This is a genomic window from Paenibacillus sp. 1_12, assembly GCF_900114475.1.
Classification (GTDB): Bacteria; Bacillota; Bacilli; order Paenibacillales; family NBRC-103111; genus Paenibacillus_S.
Genome location: NZ_FOTE01000016.1, coordinates 91236 through 111599, shown reverse-complemented (window position 1 = coordinate 111599; position 20364 = coordinate 91236). Strand labels below are relative to the sequence as shown.

Genomic DNA, 20364 nt, shown 5'->3' with positions numbered 1-20364 from the left:
CCTATTCATGGTCTCCTTTATTCATCGGAATCCACAAAGCTACTGTAGTTCCTTTCTTGTCATTATTCGTCAGCTTCATGCGACTCTCATTTCCATAGTACAGCAGCAGCCGATTACTAATATTTCGTAAAGCATAGCCTTTTTTGGTATTGCCACCAGCTGTCAATCCCTGCTCGACCTTATCCATATCTACACCTGTGCCGTTGTCTTCAACCAGGAGATGCAACATCTGATCGTCCTCTGAGATCTGTATGCGTATCCTACCTCCGGAAGCTTTGTCCTTAAATCCATGTAAAATACTGTTCTCAACCAATGGCTGGAGCACAATTTTGGGTACATAATAGGCCAGCAGCTGATCATCCTCAACAATCATCTCGTACTCAAACAAACCTTCATAGCATTTCTGCTGAATCGCACAATATTGCTTGACATGCGATACTTCATCCTCCAGAGTCATCATATCCTTGCCGCCACTCAAGCCCAACTGAAACATTTGAGATAAGGCCAGAATCAGCTCATTCACGTCGTTGTTTTCTCCCAAAACCGACTTGCAATAGATGGCATTTAACGTATTGTACAAAAAATGAGGCTCCATCTGAGCCGTTAAAGCTTTCATCTCTGCCTTTCTTTTCTCCTGCTCGCTGAACTTGACGTTGCCGATCAGTTGATTGATCTCATCCAGCATCCGGTTGAATTGAAATCCGACCTGAGCCACTTCATCTGTATAACGGCTTTCAAAACGAACCGACAGCTGGTTGTCCTCGACCTTTCTCATCAATCCCTGCAGCTTAAACAAAGGTCTCAAGAGCAAAGCAGTCAAGTAATTAGACAAAAGCCAGGATGTCAGCACGAAGCCCACAATGATATATAAGGTCGTCCGTTTAATACTGTTCACCTGCTGCAGCAGCAGATCCTTGGATTGTGTACCTATGAGAACCCAATCATCGGCAATTTCCAGCTTCGTATAGTTAACCAAATAATCGGCTTTATGGAATTCATGAAAAAAAGAACCTTGCAGCCCAGACCTCATTTGCTGTAAAAACAAGGCGTCCTGATTGAATTGGTAAGTGTTCGGGACATCGTCTTGGATGACTTCCTCGCCTTTGGCATCAACTAATACATAATTGCGGTCGTTACTTGGCGATTTTTGGTTAATTAAGCGGACAAACTCTCTTTCCTTAATATTTACTACAACAAATACATTCAGCGGATTCTTGGACACACGTTCATGCATCCCTTTGGTAACAAAAGAGAATACACGCTGGTTTCCCGAAAAAAAGAGATCGGCGTGTCCTTTGTACCAAACGCCTTTTGAGCTGTTTTTGATCTTATCATACAAGTCGGAATCGTAAAATGATTGAGCTGAGTTTCGATTGTCGGATGTCGAATAAAAGTCACCGATTGGCGTCGCTATCAATACATTTTGAATCAAAGGCTCGTAATAGCTGATTTGTGAAAATACAAACCGCAATGCGGATAAATGCTTATAATAATTGAGAAAATCGTTATTTTGAACATCTCGCAGCATTTGTTCGAAGGCGTCGCTGAACATCAGCGATTGAATCAATGTAGAAATATTTTTTAGTCGGGTATCCATGATTTGCGCAGTTTTATTGACGGTTTCCTGGCTCGATTCAAATGCATTGTTCTGAATTTCCTTGGATGCGATCAAATATGAAATCGTACCTGCTGCGCTAATAGCCAATGTGATCAATATGACGAAGGAAATCAGGATTCTTTGTTTAAATCGTAAACTGTGGAAGAAATCGTTGAACTGGGTTGTAATGCTGTCGAACCGTCTCCCCCTCATAAGCACCTTCCTCGAATTTTAAGTAGCTAAAGTATAAACGGTATAAAGATAATATGTCTATAATGAGAACATTGGATTATAAAGTTGACATATTAAATATGGCTCTACGCTAGGGCTAACACCTTTTGGAAGTGATATTTTTACGTATTTGATATCTCCAGCTTCCAACAGACGATATGGTTATGTTTGTTATCCTTCGAAACAACTCACTTGGATCAAGTTCAAAAAATAATAATACAAATAGTGTCACAAACCGATTCTGCTTAAGTTGTCGGGAATCGGACAATGTTCTTGTCACCCGACATTTACTGATTTCCTTTTTCTCGTAACTCTTCGCGATACCCACAAACACCGCATCATCCATATCGAATATTTTCATAAGGAAACTAACGTCGCCAAACTCCTACCCATGATGCACATGAAGTTTATGGTCGGTGAAGGTCACAAACGACTTCATAACACAGCGAACACTTTTCTCGTTTTGGCAGGCATGGCAGGCATCCTGCCCGTGCTTTGAGCATTTTTCTTTTAGGAGCTGCATGACTTCCGTAAGCTCTTCGCGGCGTGCCTGCGTGATCTTTCTCTCCCATAGCTTGTTGAACTGCGGCAGCTCTTCGACCTTGAACATCACCTTCGTCGAAGTTGTACGGGAGTAGTGGAGCACGTTATTCTAAAAATAGAAATGCTCTTCTTCCAGCGCGAAGCCTTTTTCCTGGAAATATTTCGTGATAAGAACTTGCACAAGATCAACAAGAGCCGACATCGGCACAATCATGGCGTCAACATGCCAATCGTCAACCCGGATCTTATGATCCATGAGTCATTTGACTGCCTCCTTGTTGAACGGCTCGTGACAGAATGAGCAGTGTACCTCAGCAGGCTGCCCTCTTTTTACGGTAAGCTCCACGAGTTGTGTGCGTCCGCAACCTTTGCAAGTCACATCTGTGTAGTGATCGCAGCCATCGCTGTAAGGACGGAAACGAACAAAGGCGTTCCTTTTCAACGCAGCTACCAATTTTTCGGCGCTTTGGTCAATTAGCTTGAAGCTATCAATTTGTTTCTTCTTACACGTTATTACCGCCTTAACAAGTTGGACTACAACAGATACATGTTCAGAAAATATTAAAAGCCAAAGAGCTGCTCTCGCGTACTACTATGAGTGTTATAGAAATTGCCAAGGCAGTTGGCTTACATGACGAGAAATATTTCATGAGGCTGTTTAAAAATAATGAGAAAATGACTCCCACGAAATTCCGAAATGCTTATTACTTAACTCATTTGAACAACAAGTGAGGAATAGTGTGAACAGTTTAAGCATTAGGAGGTTCTCTGGTTTATACAAATGTGGTCAAACAGGGTTTCCTGTGCTTTAGAGTTGTACGGAGAAAAACTTCTGTAATCATGGTTGAAAATTAATTTTAATCAATAATATCTGTAACATCTTTACACGCCAAAAAGGAGAGCAGATCGCTGAAAGGGTTTCTCGTTACCGTAATGGAACAATCATTCAATCTGAGGTATCTTCATTTCAATAATTTAACATTAATTCAGGTTCGAGTTCGTGACGAGCAGGAATCCCATCTAATCCAATCTTCTGGATCCTCGTTTAACCCAACCCCGCATCCCCGAACCAAGCGACAGCGAGACAGCTGCAGATGCCCAATTTGGACGCTTTTGAATATGCGCTTCGGGTGGCCCGCTATCCTTACGATTCCTAGAAGGTTCTGGTCTAGGTCTGTCAGGCTGATGCCGCCCTGCTCTTCCTTCTCAACATGAATGGCACGTACATCAACATGAAAGTAACAGCGACAAAGAGCTCCAAGGCAATCAAATAGATCGGGTACGGCCCCAAATAATCCATAACGGACGCCGTATCCGGCTTATGCCGAAGAAACATATAGTTCGCTTCCAGCCAATGGTCCACGCCTCCTACGACAACGAGAGCTGCATTGAGGAAGATCATCGCGATCCCGATCGATTTGAAGGTGGGACGGTATTGTTCGATCCAGGTCATGTACAGAACGGCCAGAATGATCGCCATATGAACGATGAAGAAGTGAAAGAAGCGGAAGTGCGGGAACGAATAGAACAGATTAGGCGTAAAAATCGCTTGAGCAGCCCCACCCATCCCGGAAAAATAAACGATTTGATACAAAAGGTAGCTTCGGTTGATTAACATGATTGCCGACAAAATCAAGGTGATACTGCATAACTCCAGAGGCAATGTATACCTGATGTCCCAAGCCTCTGCGGTGACATACCAAGCGTTCAACATAATCTCCGGCAAAACCAGTGCGGCGATGATGGTGATACGAACTGAGTTTTTAAGAAGACGGCTGTTCCGTATTCGCCTCTTCATCGTGTACAGAACGATCATGCTTGCGACAAGAATGACAATTGAAACCAAGTGTGAGGCGGAGAACATGACGAACACATCCTCGAATACCGGATTAAAGAACAGACTCTCTTTCACGCAGACCCCCACCAATCCTCTGTAATTTTATTGGTAATTTTTAGTTTACCTGATTGGCGCCATATGAACAGTACTATTTTGCAGTAGTACCCTCGCAATTCGTTAGTCGCAAATGAATCTTCACCTCACAATACTTGAGACTGAGAAAATATAGTATTAGACCTTTATCTATTAGGATCATGACTTTGATAACTTCAATTTATATACATTTTTAATTATTTTCCCTAACACTATAGTTGGTACAGTGAAAAAAGTTCATGACTTTTTTACATGGTTCTAATACTTACCATTATGGGTTGCAGCGCCAATTGTTGGCATCTTGCTTATATCTTTAATGGCTTGGCTTTCCTTAAACCATATCGATCCTTCGGGGGTAGTATTGATTCGAGATAATATCAATGATTACCCGTTCCTGAAACACTTGCTGAAATCTTAGGACATGAGGATCCGAACACGACCCAAATATATACTTCCGTTAAAAAAGAAACCTTAAGGTCAGTAATAATCTCAAATTCTTTGAAAAAAATTTAAAGGAAGCCGGCAGAGTATGAGTACTTGGCCGGCTTCTTTTCGTCAAAATATGATTTTACGTATGTTCACTGGTCGCAAAAAAATGCAGTAAACCCGGCCTATGATGCGGGCCGGGTCAAAACAACAATATGAAAAATCTGTAATCGCTCTTGCAATGCCTACTAACCTAACCCCATCCCATGCATAAATGTTAACATCGGCATTATCAATCATTTTTTGAATACGATCAAGGTCATCCGCAGGACGTTTAATTCCAGAACTTTTAAAAACTTCCGAAACATCTTTAGAACAAAGCGGAGTATTAATTTTGTACTCTATTGCCATAAGTACACCTCTTATTTGAATTGATTTATATAATAATATACATAAATTGGAATAATGAAAAGAACCAATTCCAGAAATTTTCGTTAGTCCATTTTTTTATTACTATTTCACTCTACTCCCGTTAGTTGAGAAATGATTATTATATTCTGGAAAATCCCATCAACTCCCTTTTTCGATATTCTTAAGCTATCCTCCCATTTGCATAACAAAAAAGTCATGAACCGGATCTGTCGGGAATGGGATCAAGTTCTTATCACTGGGTTTTGACAAGAACTTGATCCCATAAAATAAAAAAACGCGATTTACACGGCTATTAATGAGATAATGTTCTTGTCAGCCGACAACTTTACCTGTTAGCATCTTTATTCCCACTCCTATTTATTTGATTAATATTAGATAGAACAAGAGCCGTCATTACAAGACGAACCGTTGTCGTTTTCGCTAATGATAGTAAATGGATGACTTGCCTGATAAGCTTTCGTCAGTGCTTGAAGAAATACTTCATTTGACTGAGCGCCGGATAGCGCGTACTTTCGATCAATAACGAAAAATGGAACTCCGCGTACTCCAATCTCCTGAGCCTCTTTTTCATCCAATCTCACCTCTTGGGTATAGTTAAGAGTTTTAAGCATTTCGAGTACCTCGTTACGATCAAGACCTACTTCTTCAGCTAAGTCAGCCAATGTTTCATGATCACCCAGATGTTTTGACTCGGTAAAAGTGGCTTTAAATAGTCGTTCAACCATCTCCATCTTTTTTCCATACTGAGTGGCCATCTGCGCAAGACGATGCGCATCAAAAGTATTTGTTAGTTTCATGGTATCTATATGATATTCCAGTCCCAATGTACTTGCTCGTTCAGTTAAACTTTGATTATTGGATTGGACTTGTTCAAGTGTTATACCATACTTTTTGGACAATATTTCATTGACGTTATAATCAACATACCGCTCTGCATTAGGGACCAATTCAAAACTCTTGAATTCGACTTCTACATCAGTACGATAATTAAATTGTTCTATCGCCAGTTCTAGTTGGCGTTTGCCAATATAACAAAAGGGGCAAGAAAAATCAGACCAAACTTCTATCTTCATATCGACCATCCTCTTTTTAGGGAAATTTTTGTGATATTAGTGATTTTTTTAAAATCCTTCTTTCAGAATTACATCTCTGCGATCTCTAAACATATCATGCCCTTCAATTGGTCTAATGGCTGCTTCAAGGGCTGCCAATTATGAATACATAATGAAGGAAAGCTTCAAGCTTTCCCTCTAATCAATTTATGTTTATCGTATAGTCAGTAATGCAGCGGACCATGAAACTACTTGATTTAACATCGTATTAATGGTTTGAACATGAAAATCAGCTGGTTTAAATTTGGACATTTCTTCAAAGTCAGTGAAAATACTTAGAGCTGGCTGCGTCGATACTGTTGCCACTTGTGGAACTGATAGAATTAATCTCAGTTGCTGAGCTGCTACAGCACCACCGGCTGATCCATAACTTACAATTCCGGCTGCTTTGTTATGAAACTCCTGACTTAGATAATCAATTGTATTTTTCAATGCAGAAGTAATGCCGCGGTTGTACTCAGGAGTAATAAAAATAAAACCATCCAGTTCATTAATTTTTTTAGACCAACTTTTAGCTTCTGGTGTTTGATACTCTTTAGTAAAAGCGGCAGGAACAGGTTCATCATACAGTGGTAAACTGTAAGCCTTGATATCTACAATCTCAAATTCTGCGTCTGTTCTCTGATCAGCGATGGATTTTACCCACTCTGCAACCTGTAATCCAACACGCGTTTGTCTAGTACTTCCTGTAATAATTCCAATTTTCATAAATTTAACCACTCCTTATTTTTACTAAAACAATGATGTATTGTTTTCTTAATTTGATTATAATTAAAGATATTTATCTAACAAGTACGCAAAAAAAACTGTCTAAGTAAGAAAAAACTTACCATGGAGGAATACATCATGACTAAATATCACCAAAATAAAGAGATATCCTCAATTAATGATGCACTAAAAGTCATGGCTGGAAAATGGAACTTATCTATCCTAGCCGTATTGTGCAGTAACAAAATAATTCGGTATAACGAATTAAAACGACAGGTAAGTGGTATTACAGGAACAATGTTGAATCAATCCCTAAAGGAAATGACTGAATATGGACTTATTCATAGAGTTCAATATAATGAAGTTCCTCCTAAGGTTGAGTATTCATTAACTGAGGCAGGTAAGGAACTTTCACCTATAATTGATCAACTTGTTTTATGGGCGGAGAAAAACCTGGAAAGAACTAAATTACCACAAAGCAAAAATACAGAGTAGTATCTGTCGTCGCTTAAAATCTGAAAAGAGGTTGGAGCGTTGTTTCATATATTAAAGGAGCTAATCCAATTGCGCTAATAAGCGTTCCTAATGTATTTTACTGCGAGACATTTGACCGTGTTCTGCGGAGAAGTGTTGATGTTGGCACTTCTTGGGTATCTATTGGAACATAACACTAATTTGGATATGCTACCCTCAAGAAGCAAATCAAGTTGATAAATTAAGTTTGAATTAATCCTTTTTTTCTGAAAAAGGGGATCTTTTCAAAATATATTCATGACTATCCGACAGCTCGACGTTATAATTGTTTTGTAAAAATCGAGTATGACAAGCTTAATCCTGAAAACAGATAAAGAGCGGTAGATAGATAAGCTTAGGTGCTTATCTATCTACCGCTCTTTATCACTGATTGACCTATCCTGAAACAATGTCTTGGAGATCCTTAAGACACTTCATCCCATTTTTATGCTTACCATATACATCCATTCTTTTTCAAGGGCATTGCAATGATTCTGTCACAATGATTCGATTGCTTGCAATCTACCAGCCATCTTAGCTAATTCATTGAAGCCTTCATCTAACGAGACAGACTCCTAGTTTAAGAAGGGGTTACACTAAGCCCATTAAATCCATTAGCTATATAATTTTCTCCCCAATTATAAAGCACATTTAAAACTGGAAGTAAACTTTCCCCAGACTCTGTAAGAGAATATTCGGTTTTGGGAGGAACTACCGGATAAACAGTCCTAGTGATAAGTCCGTCTCGTTCAAGCTCGCGTAATTGCTGAGTGAGCATTTTAGGAGTAGCTTTAGGAATGAATTTTTGCAATTCATTAAACCGCAAAGTTTGGTTTGTTAAGTGAAACAAAATAAAAACTTTATATTTTCCACCAATTAAGCTAATAGATGCTTCTATAGGACAGTTATAAATTTTTTCATGATTCATGATTATCTCCTAACTATCATTTTGGGTAGTATTGTACAAAAAGGTGCGTACTTGATCAAATGAAAATAACTGATATGATGATAACATCAATTGATTCACTAATCAAACGGGCCGGCCCATAAATATTGAAAATGGAAAAATTAACATAAAATATCCATAAAAGGAGAAAAATAATATGCCAGTTATAACATTAAATTCTGCGAAATTAAGCAAAGAACAAAAAGGTGAATTAATAAAGGAATTAACTGCAGTAGCGGCAAAAATCATGAATATACCGGAACAGTCGTATTACGTATTTTTAAAAGAAAATGAAACGGACAATGTAGGTGTAGGCGGTCAGCTCCTAGCTGAATATCTGAAAGATAAGGTATGAGTAAAATTCATTTCTTTTGAATAATGAAATAACATAAATGACAACATCAATTGATTCACTAATCAAACGGGCCGGCCCATAAATATTGAAAATGGAAAAATTAACATAAAACATCCATAAAAGGAGAAAAATAATATGCCAGTTATAACATTAAATTCTGCGAAATTAAGCAAAGGACAAAAAGGTGAATTAATAAAGGAATTAACTGCAGCAGCGGCAAAAATCATGAACATACAGGAACAGTCGTATTACGTTTTTTTAAAAGAACATGAAATGGACAACCTAGGTGTAGGCGGTCAGTTCCTAGCTGAATATCTGAAAGATAAAGTGTAAGCAAAATTCATTACTCTTGAATAATGAAATAATATAGCCCATGAAGAGCAGTTTGAAACGATTGTTGTTCTTCCCTTTGGAGTATTGTAAATCTTAATTATCCAGACAAAAAAGATCCCCTTCATTTTGAAAGCTAGTTCATAACCAGCTCATTCAAGATAAAGCAGAATATTTAATTGGTGCATTTAGGTTTCTAACATATTTATCTATGTAACGTTGTTGCTCTTAAGAATTGCCCTATCCTTTCTTTCGGGTATATCCAATAATATGGTGCTGCCCTTTATGTTACGAATTGGAGGATATTGCCAAAAAATACCGAATTTATCTTCTGCCGGATTTTACATTACGAGAACGTTGCGACTGCTTTTGAAGGAGTACTTGCTGAATTGAAAGTCCGTCGGGAATGGGATAAAGTTATTGTCATTTGCTTTTGACAAGAACTTTATCCCATAAAACAAAAAAGCCGCGATTTTCGCGGCAATTAAAGAGATAATGTTCTTGTCACCCGACAATTTCGACGACCAAACAAATGCACTCCCAATTCCCTTCTCATCGTCCATTGCAAAAAGATCCTTTAAAGGTAGACGAGATATTACATCAATCATTAGTCTTACTATATCTGGAACTTCAAAGTGTCCTAATACAAGGATTTCCAAATCACTTTCTCCCATCTTATTTACACTTCCGGAAGAATACTGCCCAGTTAGAGGAGCGAATTACCGCCACAGGGCAACACTTCTGGTATTCCCTATCCTATCCGTTCGCAGCGAAGTGGTTGCAACTGCGCTAAACTCCCGTTCGAAATGGCCACATTATCGGCAGCCTTCATTAGCATTTATTGAGCACTTGTATCCGTTGAACAATTATTAATCATTGCGAACTAAACACCAAATTTTCTTAAATGATGGTCTAGATGTTTATAAATTCCTATACCCCATTGCTCAGGAGTGATTTTTCCAAAGAAAGGATGTGGATGGGGTGAACATTTCTCAGGACCGTTACTTTAGAAAGTTAAAGTCTTTTGTTTCAGTTTTTCTTTTTCTGTCTCAAAATCTTTGTTATCTAAAATAAGTATGGTCGGAATTGTTGACATATTGTGTGGTGTTGGCTTGTCATTATACATAATAGGTTTTACAAACCTTCCTATTAACCTTCCAAGCCAATATCTAGGAGGGAAGGAATTTCCCATTGCGATATCTTGAAACGATGAGCAGTGAGCCAACATTTGAGCAACATTCATTGTTCCCCATTGTGGTTTTGAATTTGGACTTAAATTCTCGATACGGTTCAGTATTTCCGCTGTATGCAATTGATTGTATATATTTTCCATTAGCGCTCATCCTCGTTATCTATCGTACCAGCAGGAAATTGAATACCTGCATTTGGATGTTGAATTAGAAGAATCTCATTTTTCATTTCTTTTTCCCTAGTGATAAAGCAAGTGACTTTTCCTGGAATATTTGATTCTTTCATTTGTCACCTCAGTTTTATATTTTTCACTCAATAATATTACCATAATGTGGGTGAGAATATGACATTATCCTGCCCGTTTGTATTATGAGGTCACCCGATCTTTCTGGTAGACCTTATTTTTAGAAGCTTTCCGCTTAGACTGAATTAGCAAGCCATAGACATTGAGGAAAACCTTCCCAAATATTGTGGGTCGGTTATTTGTCGTACCCTTTTTCCAGTATAGCATCCTTCGTTTCGTTCATTAATATTTAAATATTGACAGCCTATTAGCTGGTATAGTTGAGCCGTAACACTAGACATATGTACAAAAACTCTTATTTTGTGATCATGTTACCAAGGCAGCTGCCAAAACCGCAAGGCTATTCGACCGGCATGGACTTGCTGAACAGCTACACCAAGGTTGAGATCGGGGAACTCGGCAACATCCATATCGTGTACTGACGCATTCCGAAATCGAATACGGGAGTAAGCCAAAAAAATGTTAAAACGCTACTGACATACTGTTGTCAGTAGCGTTTTTTTATAATCGGAGTAAGTAAACATAAAGGAGTGGGAGATAAATGCGAAGTATTCTGGCCCAAAATGATAGGATACGGTATTGTATCATTTATTATAGGAAGGATGGTATCTCATGAATTTTGCTTCTGTACGCATCATTACCGACGACGTGGACCGTCTCGTCGAGTTCTATGAGAAAGTCATGGGTGTTTCGGCGGAACGCCCCGCGCCCGTCTTTGCCGAACTCGTTGTGCCATCGTGCACCCTGGCGATCGGCCACTCCCAGACGGTGCAACTGTTCGGCGCTGGTTCCGCAGTGGCGGCCGACAATCACACTGTCATCATCGAGTTCCTCGTCCACGATGTCGATGCCGAATACGAGCGCTTGAAGCCGTTTGTCGATGAGTGGGTAAAGGAACCAACCACGATGCCGTGGGGGAACCGTGCTGTGCTGTTTCGCGATCCCGACGGCAATCTGGTTAACCTTTTCGCGCCGGTGACCGAGGAAGCGATCAAACGGTTCAGCGGCAGGCGTTGACGGACAGTTGAAGTGAGTGAGGCCTCAATTTGGGGAGTGGCAACGATGCGTATGGCCATTTTGGCCGAATGTATCGATAACATTTCTCCGATGATAACATCGTCTTTCCCGGTATGACAATGAACCCGAATGGGGCAACACGACTACCAATGTGTATGTAGCTTATGGTAAAAACTACTCCAATTTGTGGTCATTATCATTTAGTGTATAAGAATTTTCATGAGCAAGTCAAAGGATCAGCTACGGCTGCTCCTTTACTGTTTTCAGTTCTGCTTGCTTTCTGGATTATTATCAGCTGGTATAAGTGACATATGTACAAAAACTCCTATATAAGGCATATCCGTTGGCATACCTTTTCTATTCAAATGGCTCCAGCCTTTGTTCTGCCGAATCTCTCTGTACTTCAAACCCCATAACCTGTTAGTTATGACGCATGCAGGAGTATTGACGGGATGGTTTCGGGATACGTGGTTCCGTCATTCCCATCCTCGGTTGTAAAGTTAGGAATCTATGAGTCTTTGAATCCCCTGTTTTTCACACTATGCTCTGCTTATACAGAACTTGTCATACTTTTCCGTTAGTTCAATCAATTATGGTTCTAATTACTTAGTTGAATATGCTTTTTTCAATATGTTTTCATTAAAGCCAAATTGAGATACTAGTCCGTTCTGGAAGTAATAACAATCTAAACCAATTAATTTTCCATCTGTGTCCCATGTAACAAATATCTGCCCTTTAATAACTTGGGATTTCAAATTATCTATATCGATTATGCCATTCTTATAAATGTTGTAGTCAGATTTATATCCATCTTTAGGTTCAATATCAAACCGCCATATTTTCCATTCACCGTTCATTGCATCTGTGACTTCTGTATACTGATCACCAAACATAACCTTAATCTGCTCTTTGTTTAATTGATATGCCATGGGATTTCTTACATCATTACCGCCTATTTCATTTTCAGCAGGTGTTTTCTCAGGTTCGGCAGATTGGGTTGTAGCGTTTTGCGATTGTGCTTTCATACCTTTAAGTATTTCTAATCGTTTTGAATAAAGTTCAATAAGTGCATCGAGGTTTTGAGGTTTAGCATCTGTACCAGTTGTCGGTTGCAAGAGAGCTACCTTTTTAGAATTATCCCAATCAGTATTAAGATTTAGGATGTTAGCAATTTCACGTATTGGTACGTATTGAGTTCCTTGATAATTAATACTTTGAGGAAGACCTACCTTATCGCTCGCACCATAGTAATTATCGCCATGCAGTGTGTCTCTGTTTTCATCGGCAACGTGATAAGCAAATGGAACAACCTTGGCTTCTATTTTGTATTCGGAGAACTGTCCGGCATAAACAGCAGTAGTAGTTATTAAAGCAACACCACATGTCAATCCAATAACCAACTTCTTCATCGTTACCAACTCCCATTGTCTTTTATTTATAGACACTTATTGAAAGTATAAAGTTTCGCATTATGGTAAACTTTTGCTTTATTATCAGCCATCTGTTGTTTTTCCCCTTTATGACCTAGTGAGAAAAGAGTTTGCCACCACGCTCTACTGCCAGTTAGCACAACGCTGCCGCCGATCCATGCCGGCAGCCGCGTGTAAGGTGATTAAGGTGTGATACCCAATTTCACAAGCGATACGCTGCGCCGCGGCGTACAGCTTGCTGCAGCAATCACTATTTCACATATATTACAAGTGGTAACTCCTTTGGAAAGTGATATTTTTACGTATTTGATATCTCCAGTTTCAAACAGACGATATGGTTATGTTTGTTATCCTTCGAAACAACTCACCTCTGGATCAAGTTCTTGTCATCGCTAATTGACAAGAACTTGATCCGATAACTAAAAAAGCTCACGGTTTCCGTGGACTTCATTCGGATAATGTTCTTGTCACCCGACATGTTGTGACCAGACATTTCGTCTTGCTTTTTTTTTAAAGATAATATCACTTCGTAAGGATTCTACCTTTCCTAATGCCACTATCATCTTCATTTACACCAAAATATTCTAAGGCTGCTCGTAGGTGTCTAACGATCGCATCAAAGTGTTCGGGCTTCAAATTCATTCCTTCACGTACCTTGTCCATCGAACTGCCGCTATACTGGTTGGGACCACCTAACGCAAAACTAATAAATTTTGTTTGATGTCGCCGCTGCTTTTCCATGTCCGTGGATAGAGCGACTCATGCCATCAAACGAAGTGAAGGAGTTAATTTTTGTTTGGTATTGATGTTTAAAAGTTGTCCCAGCTTTTCAACTCGCATGACGCCGCGACCGCCCGTCCCGTCATTGGGTTACAAGCTACGCAAAAAAACCGCTCAATCCTTATTAAAAAGGTTGTGCGGTTTAAATTCTATGTTGGCTTTGCTCCAATTTGTTTTTGTTAATCATATCGTCATCACCTTTTTTTGACAAAACGTTCACCCTCGAGACCGATGCAGTATTAGACCTCAAGCTTCAATATTATGAATTAAATGTTGCTATATAAGATGAACTAAACATCATGACAGCAAAGAGGCGCTGCGAAAGCAGACCCCTCTTCCAATCGCTGTTGCAGCCAGATTCTTTGTGTTCTTAGCCCCATAGGGGTAAGAATCCGTCTGCAAAGGCGAACACTTCGTTTCTCCAGAAGGGTCCGCTTTCTCCGCTCGGGCTGTGTGTTTCTTTTGTTCATTTTATATAGCATCTAAATTTAAAATACAGTTTACTCCCGGTATAGCTTGTGAACATGAAAATTATCTTCAAGCAACGGCCAATTTTGCGGGAACGGGTAACCCAGCACCCAATAACTGACTCCTCTCAAGTTATAGGAATTAACGAGGTCGAATTTGGCTTGAGCGCTTCTTGCATCCTCAAACCAGACTTCATGTGTTCGCTGCTTATCATCGACATATCGATAATAAGGGGTCTGGGACACTGAATCGTACTTGATCTCCGCTCCATGCCTGATCGCGCGACGCACAGCTTCCTGCATACTGAACGTTTCAGCCTGCTGTCCTTTTACATGTGGAAGCAGCCAATCGCGTGCGTAAAGCTGGAAGCCCATAAATATTTTATTTCTCGGGATGACCGTGACTGCATAGTCGAGAACGCGCCGTATTTCGTTGATAGGCGATATGGCCTGTGGAGGACCGAACCGGTATCCCCACTCATACGTCATGAGGACGACAAAGTCAACAATATCTCCATGCGCAGCATAATCGTGGGCTTCGTAAAGCAGCCCCTTCTGTTCAGAACTGGTTTTGGGGGCAAGCGCGGATGAGACGAAATATCCTTTCTCATGCAGCCTGCGGACAGCCAGTCGAAGAAATTGATTATAGGACTCACGGTCACTTGGATACACGTTCTCAAAGTCAACATTTAAACCGCGATAACCTTTGGTTTCCATGATCGTTAAGATGTTGGTCACCAGCTTATTTTGCAATTCAGGGCTTGACAATATGGTATGGGCCAGCTTCGAGCCGGCTTCCGTAGCGGAAAAGTTGGTGATCGACATGACTGGTACGACATGTTCGTCGTAAGCGGCAGCAATAAGCGCCTGATCATCTACCGATTCCAGGCTCCCATCATCCTTCATGCGGTATCCAAAGGGACATACGTAAGTTAGATGCACCCCGTCCTGCCGAACTTGCTTGACAGCTGTCTCTCCGAATACGTTGGTATAACCATTAACATCGATGGTCTTCTTCTGCTTTTCCGGGATTTTCAAGGTTTGACCTGGATAAATAAAGTTAGGATTCGTAAACCCATTGACTTGTGAAATAGCCTGCATAGTAACACCGTAGCGGTGAGCGATCGCCCATAGGGACTCGCCCGGCCGTACGGTATGATAAAAAACCGGAATCACTAATATTTGCCCTGGTCTAAGTTGCTCGACTTCGGAGATTGAATTTGCCCGAGCAAGAGCCTCTACGCTTATGGCATAACGGTCGGCAATAGCCCTCAGAGTGTCTTCTGACCGCACCACATATTCGTGATAAGGCTCCGGAATAAGCAACGCCAAACCGATAACTAAATGATTAGGATCCTCAAGCACGTTAACTGCAATAATCCGATTGATATGAACACCATACCGCTTAGAAATCAGCCACAGATTTTCTCCTCTTTGCACTACATGGATCTGCATGGATTTACCTCGCTCTCGCTTTAACTTCTATAGATACATTATTCCGCTAATGTCTATTAAAAGGCTCTGAACATAACAATGGACATTCGTCTGAATCGCTTTTAATGCTATTATTGTCGTACTCTCGATTCAGTGTGCTCATGCTTTAGTCTAGCATCACTCAGATAGTGTGTTGAGATAAGGGCGCGTAATCGATTGGGAGTTTGAAAGCTCTCATACATCAGAAAAGTTTGTTTTTACTGGGTTGGAAAATTTACGAGCATTTGTATATATTCACTGTCTATTGTCAATATCATACTCGGAGTGGGGTTATACAATGCCTGGAATCGTTGGAAGTTTCAAAAAAATAACGTCGGCCCCAGTTCCAATGTTCAAATTGGAGATAGCACATCTATCGTGCTTACAAGTAACTCCAAAATCCATGCTTGAGCCAACTCGTTTTCACTATGGGACAGCTTTGGAGGCGTGACAAATAATCAGGCCAGCATTACAAATACTAACGATCAGGATATTAATGATGCTCCTAGTGCGAATGTTGTCTTTATGTACCCACTCAACTAATAAATCCTTTAATTCTAGTGTCGAGACACAGGGCGGCTTGCAATAAGAACGCCGATTACTTTCTGATCATTGCTGAGGCAATACGCGCGATATTCCCCACTTCCCAGCACATATAATCTTATTGCTTTAATCCTCATTTCATCCGTATATATCTTTTAGGGAAGCTGGTTGGGTTATCTCAGCCTGCTGTAACTGAAAGAGTAAAACGAATGGAAGAAAAAGGGTTTATTGAGGAATACCGTACAGTAGTCTCCCCGCAAAAAATGGGTATGCAGAGCACAGCCTATGTACTATTTCGGACAAGAAATTGTCATGCCTTCCTTGACTTCTGTCGTTCATCGCCCGAAGTGGTGGAATGTTATCGAATAAGTGGAGAACACAATTATTTATTAAAAATATTGACGAGCTCAACTCATGGCCTTGAAAAATTTGAGAACAAGTGTGATCAATATGGAACCTACACGACTCTAATTGTGATGTCATCACCTATCGAACATAAAAACCTCATTCAAGAAATCAATCGATTGGCCTAGAAGGCACAGCCTGAAAATAAAAATCAAAATCAAAAAACAGGAACCCGTTTTTAGCATGGATTCCTGTTTTTTGATTGGCATATATGGGGTTCCTTTTCCTTTAACTTCTTTTAGCAAAACTATACCTTTTTGCTAACACGACTATGAGCCAGGCAGGCATCAGGAGTACAAACAACGAGCCGGGAAGGAATCTGGCTCCAAACAGCTCCAAGAGGATTCCGCCTACAATTCCTCCACCATCGATAGCCAAGTTCCATGCTGTAACTAGCATTGATTGGGCTATATCTGCATTCTTACCTCCGGCTTTAGCAATTTCTGTTTGAAGCAAAGTGGCCGCCCCGCCAAAGGTAAACCCCCACACACTGACACCCAAGATGAAGATTGCCGGTTGATCGATGCCGATCCACATTACTATAGATGACAGAGTAAATGTCGCGATACTGGTTATAATCAATAATCTCATAAAACGGTCAATCAGCATACCGACAACCCAAATACCAATAACCGAAGTTATGCCGTAAATAAGTAGAACCAAATCAACTCTCTGGGCAAGGACAGTCTCGGAAAGGTAGGGCGAAATATAAGTGTATAGAATATTATGAGCCAACACCCAAGCTATAACTACTAACAGAATCGGTCGTATTCCGGGGATTGTGAAGACTTTATAAAGCGGAAGCCTTTCACCGGCTCGCTCTCCATCATAATCTGGCATCTTCCAAATAATCCAAGCTATTAGGAGTGCTGCCAGCAACGATACGAGTGCAAAGATCAAACGCCAGCCCAAGTATGTGCCAAAAAAGGTACCGATTGGGACGCCTAGCGACAATGCTAAAGGTGTGCCAACCATAGCCACTGCCATCGCTTTTCCTTTAAGTGAATCCGGGGCCATACGGCGCGCATAGCCGGCAGTCATCCCCCATAGCACCCCTGCGGCTACTCCTGCAAAGAAACGTGCTGCGAGCATCAACACAAAGACGGAAGATAGCGCGGTTATTGTATTGAATAATAAAAATCCAGTAATGCATAATAATAGGAGTTTTCTTCGTTTCCAACCGCGCGTAGCGGCTATCAATGGAATGGCAGCCAAAAGAGATCCTATTGCATATAGAGTAACCAGTTGTCCGGCAAGAGCTTCTGTGACATGAAGATCTTTTGAAATTTGTGGCAGCAAGCCCGCAGGCAGGCTTTCCGTAAGAATACAGATAAATCCAGCCATAGCTAATGCAAGCAGCCCAACCCATGGAAGACGTTCTGAAGGTGTAGACATGAAGCCGTCTTTTTCCTGAAAACTTTTATTTGAGTTCACGAAATAATGTCTCCTTTGTTCAAGATTTTAAAAAGCAATATGCTTTTCGTATAATCTTAAACAAAGGAACCGTAATCTTGTATACAAGATTACAGGTAATAGATGTGATTAAAGAGGATTATCCATTTATTTTTTTGCTTTCTCTTTTAAATTAAAAGAAAGTGCCGAAACCTTGTGATTTTGCTTATTTATGGCCTGTAAAATTAAAGACATTTGTTGCGTTATCCTGCCCGTTCGTATTATGAGGCACCAGATTTTTCTAATAGCTTACTCCTGCTCAACTGCACTTATTACAGGGACACCGTGTTTGATAATACCTGCTTTCTCAGAGCGATTTTCTCCAATGTATCCCCAAAATAGCCATATGGTCATGCCCAATATTTGTTATTTTTGTAACTTAGAACACCCTGCTGGAAGAGTAACTAAGACACATGCGATTATAAACAATTTTCTCATTAGATCATCCCCCTGTTCTCTATACCCGCGAATTACGGATTTACAGGTATTATTTGGCAATATCCTCCTGTTCGTAACATAAAGGTCAGCACCATATTATTGGATGTGCCCCAAAGAAAGGGATAGGGCAATTCTTAATTTTACATATGAGAACGTATCGACTGCTTTTGAAGGAGTATTTACTGAATTGAAAATCCCTCGGGAATGGGATAAATTTCTTGTCATTTGGCTTTGACAAGAAATTTATCCCATAAAACAAAAAAGCCACGATTTTCGCAGCAATTAAAGAAACAATATTCGTGTCACCCGACACTGTGATTGTATTTAGTGTTATACATTATGATGATGGGATTATTGGTCCGAAAATTTATAAGTTGTTTCAACACAAAAAGCAACGATTTAAATCGTTGCTTTTTGTGTAACGCTTATAATTGTATTTACCAATTTGTTTGAACTGACCTTGCCCTGAAAAAGTAGACACGTAGAAAGCCTCAGAGAACCCAATTAGCCTAACTTTCTCTCACCAGGAATGGCGGGACATAATCGTTGGAGGAATGCGTTCTCCGACGGTTGTAAAAGAGCTCGATATATTCAAACACAGCTTTTTTAGCCTCTGCTCGTGTATTGAATGTGTAATCATTGAGCCATTCCATTTTCAACTTTCCCCAAAAGAATTCCATTGGAGAATTATCATAACAGTTTCCTTTGCGACTCATGCTGCAGATAAATCCGTTCTTCTCAAGAAGTTTCTGGTAGCCTTTACTGGCGTATTGAACGCCGCGATCAGAATGTACAATAAGTCCTTTGGATGCACCTGTGCGACCAATTGCTTGCTTCAGAGCAGCACAGACAAGCTCTGTTTTCATACGACTATCCATCGCCCAACCTACGAGTTTTCGGCCATGTAAATCCAACACGCCAGCGAGATAAAGCCATCCTTCAGCAGTTGCTATGTAGGTAATATCACTCAACCACTTTTCATTGGGTTTGCTCGTTGTAAAGTCCTGGTTCACGATGTTATCTGCAACAGGCAGATTGTGGTTTGAATTTGTTGTTGCTTTGTATTTCTTTACCACTTTTGATCGGATCCCGTTAGCTCGCATTAACCGCGCAACGCGGCCCCGACTAGCTTTCTTATCTGACGGTAAATTCTTAGTAATCTGTGGTGATCCGTAGATTCTGCGACTGTTTGTGTGGATGTCTTTTATCGTGTCAAGCAGTTCTTGGTTCGCTTTGTTACGTTTGCTTTCCGGTCGCTTGATATGAGCATAATAGCCGCTTCTTGAGACGCTAAGAGCCTGGCACATCTTCGCAATCCGAAACTCGAAGCGGTGTTCAAAGATAAATTTGAACCTCATTATTTCTGATTTTTCGCGAAGTAGGCTGCCGCCTTTTTTAGAATATCATTCTCTTCCTTGAGATCCGCTAACTGCTTTCGAAGCTTACATATCTCATCATCTTCAGCCTTAAGGTGACCACTACCTGGAAACGCACTGTCTCCGTCTTGTTTATAAAATTTCACCCAGTCTCGGACTGTGGTGTAATGAACATCCAGTTCCTTCGCCGCATTCGCAAATGTTGTTTCTCCAGCTAGTATTCGCAATACAACTTGTTCCTTAAATGTTTTATCAAACTTCTTCCGTTGCCCCATAGTTTGTCCCTCCACTTTTATTATAGAGGTTTTCTATGTGTCCATCTATTCGGGACAGGGTCAAACAATTCCAGCAAATTGCTCAGTTAG

The 20364-nt window shown here is 40.3% G+C and carries 20 protein-coding genes and 2 pseudogenes; 6 read left to right on the top strand and 16 right to left on the bottom strand.

All coding sequences use genetic code 11. The features are described from left to right. Position 1: 1 nt before the first annotated feature. The 3 genes from BM210_RS26460 to BM210_RS35000 form a co-directional block, all read right to left on the bottom strand. Positions 2–1810, bottom strand: coding sequence for a cache domain-containing sensor histidine kinase (locus BM210_RS26460; RefSeq protein WP_091175193.1), 1809 nt, complete (start codon positions 1808–1810; stop codon positions 2–4). 403 nt (positions 1811–2213) lie between these two features. Continuing rightward, complete coding sequence (locus BM210_RS26455; RefSeq protein WP_091175192.1) at positions 2214–2438, bottom strand: hypothetical protein; 225 nt, start codon at positions 2436–2438, stop codon at positions 2214–2216. 42 nt (positions 2439–2480) lie between these two features. After that, positions 2481–2627: a hypothetical protein gene (locus BM210_RS35000; protein ID WP_177238013.1), complete on the bottom strand. Its 147-nt coding sequence runs from the start codon at positions 2625–2627 to the stop codon at positions 2481–2483. Positions 2628–2914: 287 nt separating this feature from the next. Here BM210_RS35000 and BM210_RS26450 point away from each other — a divergent pair, with 287 nt between their 5' ends. Beyond that, positions 2915–3103 (top strand): helix-turn-helix domain-containing protein, encoded by a 189-nt coding sequence (locus BM210_RS26450; RefSeq protein WP_371263554.1) that lies wholly within the window; start codon positions 2915–2917, stop codon positions 3101–3103. A gap of 445 nt (positions 3104–3548) precedes the next feature. Here the strand turns inward: BM210_RS26450 and BM210_RS26445 are convergent, their stop codons facing one another. From BM210_RS26445 to BM210_RS26430, 4 genes are all read right to left on the bottom strand, one after another. Next, positions 3549–4283 (bottom strand): YwaF family protein, encoded by a 735-nt coding sequence (locus BM210_RS26445; RefSeq protein ID WP_256224058.1) that lies wholly within the window; start codon positions 4281–4283, stop codon positions 3549–3551. Positions 4284–4856: 573 nt separating this feature from the next. After that, on the bottom strand, positions 4857–5138 hold the full coding sequence (locus BM210_RS26440; RefSeq protein WP_177238012.1) for a hypothetical protein: 282 nt from the start codon (positions 5136–5138) through the stop codon (positions 4857–4859). A 392-nt stretch (positions 5139–5530) separates the two neighbouring features. Beyond that, on the bottom strand, positions 5531–6232 hold the full coding sequence (locus BM210_RS26435) for a DsbA family oxidoreductase (protein WP_091175189.1): 702 nt from the start codon (positions 6230–6232) through the stop codon (positions 5531–5533). Positions 6233–6424: 192 nt separating this feature from the next. Then, entirely contained in the window at positions 6425–6979 is a 555-nt protein-coding gene (locus BM210_RS26430) for an NADPH-dependent FMN reductase (protein WP_091175187.1), read from the bottom strand. 138 nt (positions 6980–7117) lie between these two features. Between BM210_RS26430 and BM210_RS26425 the strand changes: the two genes are divergently transcribed. Further along, positions 7118–7474, top strand: coding sequence for a winged helix-turn-helix transcriptional regulator (locus BM210_RS26425; RefSeq protein WP_091175185.1), 357 nt, complete (start codon positions 7118–7120; stop codon positions 7472–7474). A 598-nt stretch (positions 7475–8072) separates the two neighbouring features. On the opposite strand, the gene BM210_RS26420 is transcribed toward BM210_RS26425, so the two are convergent. After that, positions 8073–8420 (bottom strand): winged helix-turn-helix transcriptional regulator, encoded by a 348-nt coding sequence (locus tag BM210_RS26420; protein ID WP_091175183.1) that lies wholly within the window; start codon positions 8418–8420, stop codon positions 8073–8075. 175 nt (positions 8421–8595) lie between these two features. Here BM210_RS26420 and dmpI (BM210_RS26415) point away from each other — a divergent pair, with 175 nt between their 5' ends. Beyond that, positions 8596–8793 carry a 4-oxalocrotonate tautomerase DmpI gene (gene dmpI, locus BM210_RS26415; RefSeq protein WP_091175182.1) on the top strand — a complete coding sequence of 66 codons (198 nt, stop codon included), beginning with the start codon at positions 8596–8598 and terminating at the stop codon, positions 8791–8793. Between the two features lie 135 nt (positions 8794–8928). Beyond that, entirely contained in the window at positions 8929–9126 is a 198-nt protein-coding gene (dmpI, locus tag BM210_RS26410) for a 4-oxalocrotonate tautomerase DmpI (RefSeq protein ID WP_091175179.1), read from the top strand. 338 nt (positions 9127–9464) lie between these two features. Here dmpI (BM210_RS26410) and BM210_RS26405 read toward each other — a convergent pair whose 3' ends face one another. The 3 genes and pseudogenes from BM210_RS26405 to BM210_RS34995 all read right to left on the bottom strand — a co-directional run bounded on the left by BM210_RS26405 (position 9465) and on the right by BM210_RS34995 (position 10599). Continuing rightward, entirely contained in the window at positions 9465–9797 is a 333-nt protein-coding gene (locus BM210_RS26405) for a hypothetical protein (RefSeq protein WP_091175177.1), read from the bottom strand. Between the two features lie 209 nt (positions 9798–10006). After that, positions 10007–10456: pseudogene (locus tag BM210_RS26400) on the bottom strand (DUF1569 domain-containing protein). Next, the gene (locus BM210_RS34995) at positions 10456–10599 is read right to left on the bottom strand and encodes an NUDIX hydrolase (RefSeq protein WP_177238011.1); all 144 of its coding nucleotides are present in this window, start codon (positions 10597–10599) and stop codon (positions 10456–10458) included. The pseudogene BM210_RS26400 and the gene BM210_RS34995 overlap by 1 nt, the downstream one beginning before the upstream one ends. A gap of 631 nt (positions 10600–11230) precedes the next feature. Here BM210_RS34995 and BM210_RS26395 point away from each other — a divergent pair. Further along, positions 11231–11635, top strand: a complete 405-nt coding sequence (locus BM210_RS26395; protein ID WP_091175175.1) for a VOC family protein — start codon at positions 11231–11233, stop codon at positions 11633–11635. Positions 11636–12237: 602 nt separating this feature from the next. On the opposite strand, the gene BM210_RS26390 is transcribed toward BM210_RS26395, so the two are convergent. From BM210_RS26390 to BM210_RS26380, 3 genes and pseudogenes are all read right to left on the bottom strand, one after another. Then, on the bottom strand, positions 12238–13044 hold the full coding sequence (locus BM210_RS26390) for a hypothetical protein (RefSeq protein WP_091175173.1): 807 nt from the start codon (positions 13042–13044) through the stop codon (positions 12238–12240). A 488-nt stretch (positions 13045–13532) separates the two neighbouring features. Beyond that, positions 13533–13815 (bottom strand): annotated as a pseudogene (locus BM210_RS26385) (group 1 truncated hemoglobin); the annotation flags it as partial. A 530-nt stretch (positions 13816–14345) separates the two neighbouring features. Further along, entirely contained in the window at positions 14346–15767 is a 1422-nt protein-coding gene (locus tag BM210_RS26380; RefSeq protein WP_091175171.1) for a glycoside hydrolase family 18 protein, read from the bottom strand. 701 nt (positions 15768–16468) lie between these two features. Here BM210_RS26380 and BM210_RS26375 point away from each other — a divergent pair. Beyond that, a complete protein-coding gene (locus BM210_RS26375) occupies positions 16469–16861 on the top strand; it encodes an Lrp/AsnC family transcriptional regulator (RefSeq protein WP_371263553.1) in 393 nt (130 codons plus the stop codon). Between the two features lie 100 nt (positions 16862–16961). Here the strand turns inward: BM210_RS26375 and BM210_RS26370 are convergent, their stop codons facing one another. Together BM210_RS26370 and BM210_RS26365 are read right to left on the bottom strand one after the other, a co-directional pair. After that, entirely contained in the window at positions 16962–18167 is a 1206-nt protein-coding gene (locus tag BM210_RS26370) for an MFS transporter (protein ID WP_371263550.1), read from the bottom strand. A 965-nt stretch (positions 18168–19132) separates the two neighbouring features. Then, a protein-coding gene (locus BM210_RS26365; RefSeq protein ID WP_256224056.1) for an IS3 family transposase occupies positions 19133–20274 on the bottom strand; the annotation gives its coding sequence in 2 pieces (ribosomal slippage) (positions 19133–20010 and positions 20010–20274; 1143 coding nt in all). Positions 20275–20364 lie beyond the last annotated feature (90 nt).